The sequence below is a fragment of the Paenibacillus aurantius genome (genome assembly GCF_032268605.1).
GTDB classification, from domain to species: Bacteria; Bacillota; Bacilli; order Paenibacillales; family NBRC-103111; genus Paenibacillus_AO; species Paenibacillus_AO aurantius.
In genome coordinates this window covers 1,851,052-1,864,431 of the sequence record NZ_CP130318.1, presented here as the reverse complement: position 1 = coordinate 1,864,431, position 13,380 = coordinate 1,851,052, and the positions used below count along the sequence as shown (strand labels likewise).

Below are 13,380 nucleotides of genomic sequence, written 5' to 3'. Positions count from 1 at the left end.
TTCCTTCCGTTATCCTTTTAACGAGCCGATCATGACGCCCTTCACGAAATGCCTTTGCACAAACGGATACATCACCAGCACCGGCAAGCTGGAAATAATGATGACGACATATTTAATGCTTTCGGCCAGCAGAATCTTGGATTCCATCCCGACACTGCTGTCAACCGCATCCGCCTGACTGACGAGGAGTACTTCGCGCAGCACGAGCTGCAGCGGGTAAAGCTCCTTGGTGCGAATATAGATCAGCGCATTGAAGTAGGAATTCCAGTGACCTACAGCATAGAACAGGACCATCACCGCCAAGATCGGCTTGGACAAGGGCAGGATCACATGGGTAAGCAGTTTCCAGTTCGAGCACCCGTCGATATGAGCCGCTTCTTGAATCTCCCAAGGGATGCTGGATTGAAAATAGGTTCTCATGACGATCAGATTGTAGGTGGCAATGGCGCCCGGAATGATAAGCGCCCACATCGTATTGACCATACCCAAGCTTTTCACGAGGAGATACGAGGGAATAAGACCCCCGCTGAAAAACATCGTCAGCGTAATAAAGAACATAATGACTCCCCGCCCGGGCAGGTCACGTCTGGAAAGCGGGTAGGCCGCTAAAGTCGTCATCAACACATTGATCGCTGTGCCGACGGTCGTATAAATAATGGTGTTGCCATAGCCATTCCATATTTTTTCGTTCTGAAAAACGTTCTTATAAGCTTCGAAAGTAATGTGTTTAGGCAGAAGATACACTTCGCCGTTCAAGACGAGTGCCGGATCACTGAAGGATGCACTGACAATGAAGATCAGCGGGTACAGCACCACGATTAAAATAACTACGGCCAACACGTTGACGACCGTATCGAATAGTTGTTCATCCGACTTCCTTTTCTTGACCGTTTGTTCGCCCATCGCATGGCCCCTCCTCACCATAAGCTTGTCTCGGCCTTTTTACGGGCAAAGCGGTTTACCAGTACCAGCAGCGCCAAGTTAATGACGGAGTTAAATAAACCGATGGCCGCTGTATAGCTGTATTCTCCTTTAAGAATACCGGTCGTATAGACAAAAGTAGAGATGACGTCGCTTGATTGTATGTTGAGATTGTTTTGCATTAAGAGAATTTTCTCAAAGCCGACATTCATGAAGTGTCCTACATCCAGAATGAGCAGAATGACGATGACCGGCAGAATGCCGGGAACGGACACATGCCAAATGCGCTTGAGCCGGCCGGCTCCATCCATTTTGGCCGCTTCATACAGCTGCGGATTCACTCCGCTAAGAGCCGCAATGTAAATGATCGATTGCCAGCCCATGTTCTGCCATATGTTAGAACCGATGAAGATGGTTTTAAACCATGCCGCCGAATCCAGAAAACGAACCGGCGCTGCGCCGAAGGCCTGAAGGATCGAATTCACCGGCCCTCCCCTCGGAGATAGGAACAGCATCAGCATGCCCACCATGACGACGACGGAAATAAAGTGCGGGATATAGGTCACGTTTTGTACGATCTTGCTGAACGTTTTGCTCCGAATCTCGTTGATAAGCAAAGCCAGAAGGATCGGAATCGGAAAGGCAAACAACAAGGAAAACAAATTGATCGATACGGTGTTCCAGAGCAGTCTCCAGAAGTAATAGGATTCTACGAACCGCTGAAAATGCTCCAATCCCACCCATGGGCTGGCCAGGATGCCCTTGGCCGGACTGAAATTTTTGAAGGCGATTTGCAAACCGTACAGGGGTCCATAATGGAACACCAGGTACCATACGATGGGGAGAAGCAGCATAAGGTAGAGATCGTAACGACTGACAATGGATTTAAAGAGACGCCTCGATTTGGATCGAGGCGCAGCGTCCACCGGAATTGCTGTACTTTTCATCTATAAACCTCCAACCATCATGGGGTCTTATTTTTGCTTTTTGAGGTTGTCGTAAGCGTCCTGGTACAGCTTTTGCAGCTCGTCAATTTTCATTTTCTTTAGCGTCGACTGGAACTCATCCCACTTATCGAAGGAGAGGGCGCCGGCAATGAACTTGGTGCTCTGCTCCTCGTAATATTTGTCGATATCGTTGCGCAGCACGTTGATTTTTTGAGCCGTCTGCTCGTCGAACATAGGGGCCGCGTAGCGGATCTTCGGCATGTACGGATCGAGTTTCTTTTGAGCCTCCTGAACCTGCGGCGGATTGATGTAGGAAGCCACCTTCTCGCTGATCAGATGCGGCGCTCCGCCTCCGGCGTACGGGGTGATTTTGGACTGATTGCCCGTGGCGAGGAAGGCGTCCGTATAATAAGGAATTCCATCGCGAAGCTCATAGTTCTCTCCTTGACGGCCGAACCGCAATAAGGTGGAGCCTTCGTCTCCGAAGAAATAATCGATCCAACGTATCGTGGCCTCCGGATGCTTATTTACCGAGGTGATGGCAAAGGCTCCAAAATCCCTTGGTACTGGGGCAGCCAGCTGCAATCTGTCGCCGTGCGGTCCCTTGAGCGGGGCTATCCCGATATATTGATCATTGACTTTCGTGTCCAGCATCGGATTGTTCGTCTGATCAAAGAAAAAGCCGGTGCTGCCCGTCCCTTGCTTGGCCAAATATTGAGCTTCCTTCTGGGAGAACAGCTCTTGATCGAGCAGCTTTTCCGAATACAGCTTATTCAAGTACATCAACAATTCTTTATTCCGGTCATTTCCCATCCAAATATTAACCTTGTCATTCTCCAGGTTGATGTTATAACCCAACTGGAAATCAAGTCCGAACGATCCGCCCATGATCGGGACGATACTCAAGCCGTTGCGGGCCGTCATAGGGATTTCATCCTGCTTGCCGTTGCCATTCGGATCTTTGTCCCGGAAAGCCTTCAGCACTTCGTACAGGTCGTCCGTCGTCTCCGGCTCCTTCAGGTTCAGTTTCTTCAGCCATGCTTGATTCATCCATTTTTTATCGGTTCGGGCCGAGCCCACGGTCACGATTCCCGGGATGGCATAAATATGGCCTTCGGGCGTTGTAATCGCCGAACGAATCTCGGGATAGGTATCCATCAGCTTTTTCAGGTTGGGAGCGTAGGTTTCAATAAGCTTCTCCAGCGGAATCAATTGACCGGCCGAACCATAGCGAATTGCTTCTAAAGGAGTAAGACCGGAGCGGTACAAGGCATCGGGAAGCTCGTTCGAGGCAAACAACAGATTCTTCTTCTCATTGAAACCGTCCGTGGGCGCTTCCAAAAATTCAACCTGAATATTGCTCTTTTTTTCGTATTCCTGGAACACCGGCATATCCTTAAACGGCCCATTGGTTGGGGCAATTCTGGTGAACATCTTTAACTTGATCGGTTCTTTGACAATCGGAAATCCATCCGCAGACACCCCATTCGCAGCAGCATCCGCCGTAGATTTGGGCTCGTCTCCCTTGTTCGTACTGCACGCGGTAAGCGACATGCCGGAAACAACCAAGGTGGAAAGCAGTACCGTCCCCCATTTTTTTTTCATTTACCTGTTCCTCCGTTCGATTGGACCCCACCAGAAAGTAAGCGTTTTCTGTCGGTTGCCTTCATTATAAAAAAGGTTCGTCTTTCGGTGATTCCAAATATTTGACTTTCCATTCTACTTATTTGACTGTTTCCGGCTATCCATGTAAGCCTGCGGTGTCATACCGGTTATCAGCTTAAAAACTTTAAAAAAGTAAGTATAGTTAAAAAAACCGACCTGGCTGCTGATTTCTTTCAAAGCATAGGAGCCGGATTCCATGAGCAGACAGCTGGATTTAATGCGAACGTGGTTTAAATACTCGGTGAACGTCATTTGGGTTTCCTCTTTGAACAACCGGCTTAGGTAGGAAGGGTTAAGATTCAATTCACCCGCTACGAGTTCCAAAGATATGTTGGAAGCATAGTGGTCTGCAATAAATTGAGTGGCTTTCGAAATATGGCGCGAATAAGGTCCTCCGGCATGCTGTTTCTTAAGCTCCTCCATCAGACATGCGCAGTAGTGCAGCAGCCATTGCTCCAGTTCGGCCAAGCTTCCTATTCGGCCAAGGTCATTTCGGGAAGGAAATAGCTTATTGTCCTCCTTGGAAGCGTGAGGGAAATGTCGTTTCCAGAGCATTTCCACCATATGCAGCATCTCACTTACGATGATTTGCACCGTCATGGAGTAGACGGGATAACCCTGCAGCGAAGCAAATAGGGTGGAAAGGATGCGGTTCATTCTTTCTTCATTTAGTTGCTCCAAAGAAAGCAGCAGCTGCTTCTGCTCTTCCATAGCCAAAGACTCTCTCCTCACGGGTGTATTTGACCCTTGATGGAGCCTGTCATTCATGGCCTGGTTGGCCTTGCGGTAGCTGTCTCCAAGCTGCTTCAAGCTTCCGCATAGCGGCCCTGCCGCGTGGACGCATTTTAAGTTAAGGAACTTCTCAAGGGAATGGGAAAGGCTGCTCATCGCTTGATTCATTTGGGAGGCTGCCGTGTGCTCACTTCGATCCGCCGAAGAAAAAAGGACAATATAGCGTCCCTCTCCCACATAGGCTACGGTTCGCCTCTGAATGTCGCCAATCGCCATCTGCATGACATCGGCCGCCTGCTGCACCAGCCGGTTCTTCTGTACGTCGGTAAGCGTTTCCGTCAATAGCAAAAAAGGAACGAGCTGTACGGCGGCGGCTCCATAATTCTCGGAATCCGGATAAAGCTTATTCTCCCGCGCGTAAGCATGCAGCTCTTCCCCGGCTGCTTGCGGATCTCTGGCTAAGTTCGCTACGTACTCGCGATGAATAACGGGACTGAGCTGCTCTATCATTTGGGTATGGACTCTGCGCGCCTCCTGCTCCTGGTCCTCGTCCCGCAAATCTTGTACCGCTTTATTCAGAAGCGCGAGTAGGGAATCCGGGTTCAGCCGATGCTTGAGCAAATAATCCATAGCCCCGTTCATCAGGCAAGTCCGGACATAATCATAATCGTCATAGCTGCTGAGCATGATCATCTTCACCCGGGGAAATTGATCCCGGATCAGGCGGCTCAATTCCACCCCGTTCATGACCGGCATGCTCACATCCAGAATGACAATATGCGGGGTCAGCCGCTCCATCATGGAAAGAGCCATCGACCCGCTGTTCGCTTCCCCGCATATGGTGAACCCGTGGCTTTCGAAGTCCAGCATGCTTTTAACGTCATTACGGGCCAAGGCTTCATCGTCAACCAACAATACTTGAAACATTTATCATTCCTCCTTCTCCGGCAGCAAAGGGAACCGGATCAGCACGTTGGTAAACGTCCCCGGCTCGCTGTAAACCGACACACCGTAAGGCTCTCCATACACTCGGACGATGCGTTCATGCACATTGCGTACCCCCATTCCGCTGAAGCGGCTGCCGCTCTGGCTGTTACTCCCTGCAAAAAGAGCCTCGATCTGCTCCTCGGACATGCCCTTGCCATAATCCTTGACTTCGATTCTGAGTTCATGGAGCTGCTTATAGATACGAATCTGCACCACTCCCCCATGCTCCGAGGAAGCGATTCCATGAATAATGGCGTTTTCCACAATGGGCTGCAGCATGAGCTTTAACACACGGCACCGCAGCAGCTCTTCCCTTTCTATTTCAATGTTCAACTGAATGGGTTCCACGTATTTATACTTTTCAATCGTTACGTAGCTGCTGACATACTGCAGTTCGTCCTGCAGTGAAAGATATTCATTTGAATTGCCCAATACGCCGCGCATAAGTTCAATTAAGGATTCGGATACCTCCACAATATTCGGTACCCCGTTCAGCTTGGCCAGATACTTGACGGTGTTCAGCGTGTTGTACAGAAAATGGGGACGGATTTGAGCCTGCAGGACCGCGAGCTCCGCTTCCCGTTTCTCCCTCTCGGTTGTCCGGATCCCTTCAAGCAGACGATTTACCTCCTCTACCATCCTTTTGAAGGCTAGGTAGAGCTGCCCGATTTCATCCTTGGAATGAATGATGGTCGCCGGGGGCGTCAAATTGCCGTCCATCACCCGCATCATCATGGACCTCAGCATTCGTATATTTTTGGTTATTCTTGAAGAAACCTGCAAGGTGCCGATGACGATAAGGACAAACACGATAATGGACACTTCAGCCAATAGATTGCGGATCCGCACCGTTTCAGTTAACAGCGATTTCATGGGGATTAGTGCCAGCGTAGACCATCCGGTATAATCCGATTTCCGGCTTACCGCCAGGTAGCTTTTTCCCTTAATCACCCTTTCAACCGAAGCACTTGATCCGGCCAGCTCCTGGTTTAATTTCAAGACCGTTTCCTTATCCACAAGGCTGGCTCGGGGCTCATAAATGAATTCGTTCTTCTCGTCTGCCACGTACAGCATACTGTCGGGCGTTGGTTTAACATCGTAGATCTTCTTAATAAAATCGTCATTGAGGTCGAACATCACCATGCCGATTGTCTCCCGGTTATACCTGATCTCACGGCCGGTTACGATGGAACTGCTCCCCGGTTGATGAAAATAGGCATGTCCCGAGCCATTCTGCAGAAAATACTGCATCATCGGAGCCTGGATTATTCTCTTATCGAGCCAAGGGGAGCCAACGAAAAAAACCTTTCCGTTCATTCCAATGACGGAAATCCTTGAAATATAAGGCTTGTAAGCGATTACGGCAGATAGAAACTCTTCGATCCGCTTTTGCTCTTGGAACCACTCGTAGCTGGGCTCCTCGGTATGGCTTTGCAAGGTAGCCAAAACGGTGCTATTGGTAACGACAACCGTGTTCAATCGGCTGATTTCCTCCAGCCGGAGATTCAAGGATTCGTCCGCCTGCCGTATGCTGTCCGTAACGGAAGTAAAGGCATTGTGTTTCACGGTTTCCCTCATATACAAATAAACGATGCTTGTCACGGCCACGATTCCGAGCAGGGTAACCAAAGTAAAGGCAACAAAGATTTTTCCTTGAATGCTTACACTTGGCGAAATCAGCTTTTTGATGGAGAAAAAATTCATGCGTCAAGCAACTCCCTATCTATAGTCAAAAGGCTCTTCAGAAAAACATCTGATTCTTATCATACCTTGTGGCACCCAAACATTGAATACAAATTATGTGCTGGAAAAGTGAGGAATCCAGACATCTTCAACACCCAAACGGAGCCTGCCAACAAAAAAAAGAAGGGATCCATTCCCTTCTTCGCCTTATATAACTCATGGTACAGCTTCGTCAGTGCCCGCTTCTCGTTCCGTGATACATACGAGCGGCTGATGCCGAGCCCTTCGCAATCTCCCGCTGCGTGCACTCATCCCATTTATAAAACAAAAAGAAGACGTCGGACCCTAAGCGAACTTCGTCCCTATGTAAGGGGAGTAGGATTCAATCGCTTTGATCAGCCCGATCGTCCCGATCGAAATCAGGTCCTCCAGTTCTTCGTATCGAATTTCTTGACGATGGGAACACAAAGCGATGTAATCTTTAAGCGTTGACAGATGCCAATGAAGAAGCCGCCCTTCCCCCTCCTCATGGGAGGATCTGAGGCAGCTTCCGATCACCGCTTCACCTTATTTAGTAAGATTTCAGCGTTACAGCACGGCTCTCTCTTCCACGAGACGCACTTCCCGTCCGCTCGCGGCGGATTCGTAAATGGCGGTGAGGATCTTGATCATGTCGACTCCGTGCTCCGGACGAATCGTCGGCTCGGCGCCGTTCCGCACGCAATCGACAAAGTGAAAGATATTCTCGGTATGCTGCGGCTTGGCTTTTGCTTCGTTCAGCACCGGATGGATGTCCGCCAGCTGCCCGGCTGTCTCGGAGAAAATCTTGAGGCTGCCGTTCTTCAGAGAAGCGCCCGACTGCGTACCTCGGAGCTCGACGAAGTTCATTTCCTCCCCGATGTTGGAAGCCCAACTGAACTCAATCTGCAGAGTAGCCCCATTGTCGAACCGGATAAATCCCGTCGCCAGATCCTCTACGTCGAATATCCCCTCCGCGTTTCGGTCGCCGAACTGGCTGTGCGCGGAATCAGACACGTTACTGGCGGCGAACTTGGTATAGGTCGCCCCGCTGACCGCGATTGGCTTCGGGTTGCCCATCAGCCATAACGCCAAATCGATGAAATGAACGCCCAAATCGATCAGCGGGCCGCCTCCGGACAAAGATTTGGTAGTAAACCAGCCTCCCTTGCCCGGGATTCCCCTCCGGCGAACCCACCCGCACCGGCCCGTATAGATCTCCCCCATTAAGCCTTGATCAATGTATCGCTTCAGGTAGCGGGAGCCCGGGGAGAAACGGTTGTTGCGCATGACCATCAGCAGCTTGCCGCTCCTCTTCGCCGCGTCGGCCATTCGCTGCGCTTCCTCGGGACTGACGGCGTCCGGTTTCTCGCAAAAAACGTGCAAGCCCTTGTTCAATGCTGCAACGGCAATCTCCGAATGGTATAGGTTCGGCGTGCAGATGTCGATCGCGTCCAAGTCCTCCCGCTCCAGCAGTTCCCGGTAATCTTCGTAGGACGGCACGCCGCCCAGTTCCTCCGCTACCGCCCGCACCCGTTCTCCGTTTATGTCGCATACCGCGACGATCTCCGCTTCCGGGTGCCCCAGCCATGCAGGTTTATGAGCCGCCTGAAAAATCCCCCCGGTTCCCACGATGCCTACTCGAAGTGCTTCACTCATTTGTCATTCCTCCTTTTAAGGTTTCCTTCCAGATACCAGTATAAGATTTTACCGGCGAAAACAAATGACCAATTAAGGAAATGGTTGACTTATCTTGCAAGAATTCTTTAAAGTGAGAGACAAAGGAGTGACGATCATGAGTCATACGGAAGCGGTCGTTTACAGCGTCGGATGCTCAAGGCATACCCGATTATTCGTCAGCGGCCGGACACCGGCGCCTACCTCCACTTACTTGATTCGGCTGCAGGTAAACGGCAGCTGCCAAGCGTCCGTGAACGGAGAAGTCTATACGATCCGCCCGGGCGACCTCCTGCTTTTAAAGCCCGGCGACGATTATCTGCTTCGAATCGACGCCGAAACCAACGAGAGCCGGGACGGGATTCAGATCGAAAGCACGGATTATTACCTCAGCTGCGGAGGACCGTGGTTGGAAGCCTGGTGGAGCCGCGCCCGGTTTCGGCCCTGCACTCGAATCGCGCAGGATGAAGGCATACTCTCGCAATGGCGCAGGATCATCTTTGAGAAACGCAATATCTACGAACGGAACGAAGAGCTGACGGACTACCTCCTGCGCGCACTCCTGCTGTCGCTTGAACGACTGGTACGCCGGGCCGCGGAGGGCAACGAGGCGAGAGGCGGATCCTACGTCCCGTATCGGATCAAGGAATATATCGAACACCATGCCATCGAGACGCTCACCCTGGAGCAGATCGCCAGAGCTGCTGGCGTCAGCGTGTCGTCGGCCGCCCACTTGTTTAAAGCCGCGTTCGGCCAATCGATCATGCGGTACGTCGTAGACATCCGTCTCTCCCTCGCGGCCGAGCGCATGCTTCAGAGCGGGCTAAAGCTGGAGGAAATCGCCGAAGCCTCGGGCTTCGTCAGCTATCCTTATTTCTGCCGGTCCTTCCGCACCCGGTTCGGCGCATCGCCCGGCGAATACCGCTTGCGGAATCAGCTGCAGTAAGCATGGGGCGTCATGCCTCCAACCCGTACGTTTATCTCCGACCTTATCTTGGAAACAGAGCACCTTAAGCTTGTACCCGGATGAAACAGAAAAACTGCCATCCCCTAGTGCTTCACGGGTTATGGCAGTTTTCTTATTATCGATCACTTTTTAAATGCTGCGAGTTTGCCTGACGCCTATTATTTATGAAACTAACCTAAGCTGCTCGACCGGTGCATCTTCTGACCAGCAGGAAGTAAGCTAGCATCGCTGCGGCGCTGGTTAATAAAATAATTACACCCAGCGGAACGGCAGTGTCTTCACCCGCGATGCCAACTAGCGGAGACACGACGGCTCCGAGCAAAAAGGGAATGACACCAAGCAGCGCAGCAGCGCTGCCCGCCATATGACCCTGGCTCTCCATGGCGAGCGGGAATGCTGCCGTTGAGGTAATGCCGATTGCCGCTACGAAGAAAAACAGCGGAATCACCAATGCGAAAAGCGGTCCATGGACGATGGCCACCACTAAGACCGTGACGCTTGCCAAACAGGCAAGCCATAGGCCGAACAACAGAAAGGTGTGTTCGGTTACGCGATGCGCCATCCGGCCGACCAGTTGGGAGCCGAGGATCAGGCTGATGCCGTTCGATCCGAATAATAGCGCGAATACGGTTGGCGAGGCCCCGTAAATATTTTGATAGATAAAGGGCGTTCCCGAAACATACGCGAAGACCCCCGCGATCATAATACCCTGTGCCAGCATGTAGCCGATAAACTGGCGATCTCGCAAGAGCGATCCGTAATTCCGCAGTTGTTGTGCAAAATTGCTGGGCCTGCGGCGATCCGATGGCAACGTCTCCTGCAGCCCCCATTTTGTCATCGTCCATAGGTAGATTCCCAGAAGTGCCAGCGCTATAAATACACCTATCCAAGTAGTGAAAGACAGAATTCCACTACCGGTAACCGGTGCGACGAGCGGACCCAAATTACCGACAAGCAAGAGCAGCGAGAAAAATTTTGTGAGCTCGTGACCGCTGTATAGATCACGTGCGATAGCGCGCGAAATAACAATGCCCGCCGAAGCGGCAAAACCCTGCACGAACCGGAAGGCAATCAACAGCCCGATATTTGGCGCAAATGCGCAAGCTAACGAGGCGAAGACATAAACGGCCATGGAGAGAAGCAGCGGATTGCGTCTACCGTAGACGTCGCTTAGCGAACCCATGACGAGTTGGCCGATACCGAGTCCAAGTAAACAAGCGGTCAGACTCAGCTGCACCAGCGAAGCCGTCGTATCGAATTGCTTCACAATCTGCGGGAACGCCGGTAAATACATATCGATAGTAAAAGGCCCGAGTGTCGAAAATAAACCGAGCAGCAAAGCCAGTCTAACCACATGCTGATTGTTCTTGTTGGTCATAATAAAGAGAATCTCCTATTCTTCCTTCCCTATCCAAGTCTCTCAAAGCAGAAAGTCTGTTTTTCATCCTATCACAACCGTACGGATTCCGACAACAAATTAAAGTGTGCAGGCTGAATCCTGCTATACGTTTATCCGCAGCATTCCCCGGGTTAGTGCCTATGTGTCAGCCACCAACTGCTAGACCATGGTTTCCCGTTGATTACCTCGGCCGTGCATGGCGGCCGCCTTCTTATCGCTATACCGGGTTACCCACAGGAACACAAGGAGTGCGGCGACGATGAGCATCGCCATGGCCATATACCAGTCGCGAATGCTGTGCGAGAAGCCGCTCAGTGCCGCAGCGGTGGCCGTACCCGCACCCGGCTCCGTGCTGAGCAGCAGGCCCCCTACCGCAGCGCCAAGCATCATGCCGAGATTTCGGCAAAGCGCGATCATGCTGCTCATTAAGCCGAGATTCTGCTTCGGCGTCCGGCTCATGACGATGCTGTTGTTCGGCGACGTGATCAGTCCCATAGACCATCCAAGCAGCACGACCACCGCGATGACGTAAAGCGTGTGGGAATCCGCCGACAGAAAACTGAAGGCGGCCAGCGAAACCGCCATGCTTCCCAGCCCTGCGATAATCAGCGGCGCCGAGCCGAACCGGTCGGAACCCGTCCCGCTCAGCGGCGCGGAGAAAATCAGGGATGCCGGATAGGCCATGACGATCAGCCCGGCACCGGCCGGCGGTATGCCCATCACGTTACGAAGAATAACCGGCAGAACGAGCTGGGTGCCGAAGGCCGCGGCATAGGTCAGAATAGTCAGAAGCACGCCGAAACCAATGTAGGGATGGTTGAACAGGGTGAGCCGGATAAACGGACCGCTCCCTTCCGCCGCCCGCTCCCAGCGCGGAGACAGGCTCCGGCGTGCGAACCATGCGCCGAACAGAACGGCCAAGCCCAGAAGCAGCCATACGGAGCCGGAAGCCCACCCTTGGGAGGTTCCCAGATTGAGTGCTGTAACCATGCTGGTGAGCGCGACGGCAAACAGGGCGGCGCCCGGATAATCGGGCGCACCGCTTCCGGCGGTTCGGTCGGCCGGTATGAACCGCTGGGCCAGCAGCCATGTACCCAAGGCCACGGCTGCCAGCAGCCAAAAATTGGCCCGCCAGGAGAGCCACTGGATGATCATGCCTCCGAGGCTTGGCCCTATAAGGGCTCCAGCGGCCACGAAGGTGCTAACGGTCCCGAGTGCGCGCCCTCTCCGCTCAGGCGGAAAAAGGGATACGACCAGTGCCATATTGTTTGCCTGGTACATGGAAGCGCCTATTCCCTGCACTATGCGAAATAAGATCAGGGCAGGCAGACTATTTGACAGAGCACAGAGCAGGCCGCCCGCCGCAAAAATAAGCAAACCCAGGTTGTGCACGGTCCGCTTTCCTTTTCCGTCTCCCAATGAACCCATAAGAGGGAGACAAACGGAGATGGTAAGCAGATAGATGGCGACCACCCATTGGGTGGAGGTCATTGTACTTTGAAAGTCGCGCGAGATATCTAGAAGAGCGATATTGAACATGCCCGCTGACAGGTTGGAGAGGAAGGCCCCCAGGCAGATCACATATTGAATTCTGGCAACCGATGTTGTTTTCAATTTCAGCTTCCTCCGTTCTTGGATCCAGGCCGCCGCTCGTCATGATCCCATATGGAAAAGGCAGCCCCGGCGATGAAAAGCCATCTCCGAAGCCGCCTCCTTGTGCCAAGCGGGGTTCAGCCCGCGGTTGTCACGTCTACGGCAAGTGCAGCCCATGTCTCGATGAGCTCCTCAGTGGTAACCACGGAGCCAAAGAAGCCGTCAATATTCTCAAGCGTCATGTTATGCGCATCCCGGGAGAAGGCAGCGCAGGCGTCACCCACAAAGGCGATGTTGTAATCCAGCATGTACCCGTGACGAGCGGTCGATTCTACGCACACATTGGTGCTGACGCCCGTCATCACCAGAGTCTCGACCTTCAGCGTGCGGAGTACCGAGTCCAGCCGGGTGTTGATAAAAGCACTGTAGCGGTGCTTGTTGACGATAATATCATCCGGAAGCGGCGTCACCTCGAAAAAGTCGGCCCCCCATGTGCCCGTCCGGCACACATCCCCGGAACGCCCGTCGGAACGGACCGTCCATGCGGCGGAGTCGGTTGCCCGTTCATGGAAGGTCTGGATGAAGATAACGGGCACATCCTGGCTGCGGGCCGCACGGAGCAGTTCGTGAAGATTCGGCATCATCGCCTTCACGCCGCTGACATCATTTCCCCGGCGCGCGCAAGCCCCTTCCGGATGGCAATAATCATTCTGTACGTCCACCACAATTACGGCGGTTTTCTCTGGCTTCAAGTTTTCTTTAACCATTCGCATCCTCGTCACCTCATATAA

Annotated in this window: 11 protein-coding genes and 1 pseudogene; 1 reads left to right on the top strand and 11 read right to left on the bottom strand. The window is 52.4% G+C overall.

Annotated elements, in window-relative coordinates; translation table 11 throughout:
* Positions 1 to 9: 9 nt before the first annotated feature.
* From MJA45_RS08805 to MJA45_RS08775, 8 genes and pseudogenes are all read right to left on the bottom strand, one after another.
* The gene (locus tag MJA45_RS08805) at positions 10 to 903 is read right to left on the bottom strand and encodes a carbohydrate ABC transporter permease (RefSeq protein ID WP_315606886.1); all 894 of its coding nucleotides are present in this window, start codon (positions 901 to 903) and stop codon (positions 10 to 12) included.
* Between the two features lie 14 nt (positions 904 to 917).
* Entirely contained in the window at positions 918 to 1,868 is a 951-nt protein-coding gene (locus MJA45_RS08800; protein ID WP_315606885.1) for an ABC transporter permease, read from the bottom strand.
* Between the two features lie 27 nt (positions 1,869 to 1,895).
* On the bottom strand, positions 1,896 to 3,473 hold the full coding sequence (locus MJA45_RS08795; RefSeq protein ID WP_315606884.1) for an extracellular solute-binding protein: 1,578 nt from the start codon (positions 3,471 to 3,473) through the stop codon (positions 1,896 to 1,898).
* Between the two features lie 114 nt (positions 3,474 to 3,587).
* Positions 3,588 to 5,192, bottom strand: a complete 1,605-nt coding sequence (locus MJA45_RS08790; RefSeq protein ID WP_315606883.1) for a response regulator — start codon at positions 5,190 to 5,192, stop codon at positions 3,588 to 3,590.
* Between the two features lie 3 nt (positions 5,193 to 5,195).
* A complete protein-coding gene (locus MJA45_RS08785; protein WP_315606882.1) occupies positions 5,196 to 6,956 on the bottom strand; it encodes a sensor histidine kinase in 1,761 nt (586 codons plus the stop codon).
* Positions 6,957 to 7,132: 176 nt separating this feature from the next.
* Positions 7,133 to 7,248, bottom strand: a pseudogene (locus tag MJA45_RS28710) (sigma factor-like helix-turn-helix DNA-binding protein); the annotation flags it as partial.
* A gap of 32 nt (positions 7,249 to 7,280) precedes the next feature.
* On the bottom strand, positions 7,281 to 7,493 hold the full coding sequence (locus tag MJA45_RS28705; RefSeq protein WP_455430390.1) for a hypothetical protein: 213 nt from the start codon (positions 7,491 to 7,493) through the stop codon (positions 7,281 to 7,283).
* A 30-nt stretch (positions 7,494 to 7,523) separates the two neighbouring features.
* A complete protein-coding gene (locus MJA45_RS08775) occupies positions 7,524 to 8,612 on the bottom strand; it encodes a Gfo/Idh/MocA family protein (RefSeq protein WP_315606881.1) in 1,089 nt (362 codons plus the stop codon).
* Positions 8,613 to 8,748: 136 nt separating this feature from the next.
* On the opposite strand from MJA45_RS08775, the gene MJA45_RS08770 reads away from it, so the two are divergent.
* A complete protein-coding gene (locus tag MJA45_RS08770) occupies positions 8,749 to 9,576 on the top strand; it encodes an AraC family transcriptional regulator (RefSeq protein ID WP_315606880.1) in 828 nt (275 codons plus the stop codon).
* Positions 9,577 to 9,772: 196 nt separating this feature from the next.
* Here MJA45_RS08770 and MJA45_RS08765 read toward each other — a convergent pair whose 3' ends face one another.
* From MJA45_RS08765 to MJA45_RS08755, 3 genes are all read right to left on the bottom strand, one after another.
* Positions 9,773 to 10,975: a multidrug effflux MFS transporter gene (locus tag MJA45_RS08765; protein ID WP_315606879.1), complete on the bottom strand. Its 1,203-nt coding sequence runs from the start codon at positions 10,973 to 10,975 to the stop codon at positions 9,773 to 9,775.
* Positions 10,976 to 11,155: 180 nt separating this feature from the next.
* Positions 11,156 to 12,610 (bottom strand): MFS transporter, encoded by a 1,455-nt coding sequence (locus tag MJA45_RS08760; RefSeq protein ID WP_315606878.1) that lies wholly within the window; start codon positions 12,608 to 12,610, stop codon positions 11,156 to 11,158.
* Between the two features lie 116 nt (positions 12,611 to 12,726).
* Complete coding sequence (locus MJA45_RS08755) at positions 12,727 to 13,362, bottom strand: cysteine hydrolase family protein (protein WP_315606877.1); 636 nt, start codon at positions 13,360 to 13,362, stop codon at positions 12,727 to 12,729.
* Positions 13,363 to 13,380 lie beyond the last annotated feature (18 nt).

Coding starts and splice junctions, on each gene's coding strand:
- MJA45_RS08805 (WP_315606886.1), bottom strand. CDS start 903: ATGGGCGAACAAACGGTCAAGAAAAGGAAGTCGGATGAACAACTATTC.
- MJA45_RS08790 (WP_315606883.1), bottom strand. CDS start 5,192: ATGTTTCAAGTATTGTTGGTTGACGATGAAGCCTTGGCCCGTAATGAC.
- MJA45_RS08800 (WP_315606885.1), bottom strand. CDS start 1,868: ATGAAAAGTACAGCAATTCCGGTGGACGCTGCGCCTCGATCCAAATCG.
- MJA45_RS08755 (WP_315606877.1), bottom strand. CDS start 13,362: ATGCGAATGGTTAAAGAAAACTTGAAGCCAGAGAAAACCGCCGTAATT.
- MJA45_RS08765 (WP_315606879.1), bottom strand. CDS start 10,975: ATGACCAACAAGAACAATCAGCATGTGGTTAGACTGGCTTTGCTGCTC.
- MJA45_RS08770 (WP_315606880.1), top strand. CDS start 8,749: ATGAGTCATACGGAAGCGGTCGTTTACAGCGTCGGATGCTCAAGGCAT.
- MJA45_RS08795 (WP_315606884.1), bottom strand. CDS start 3,473: ATGAAAAAAAAATGGGGGACGGTACTGCTTTCCACCTTGGTTGTTTCC.
- MJA45_RS08785 (WP_315606882.1), bottom strand. CDS start 6,956: ATGAATTTTTTCTCCATCAAAAAGCTGATTTCGCCAAGTGTAAGCATT.
- MJA45_RS08775 (WP_315606881.1), bottom strand. CDS start 8,612: ATGAGTGAAGCACTTCGAGTAGGCATCGTGGGAACCGGGGGGATTTTT.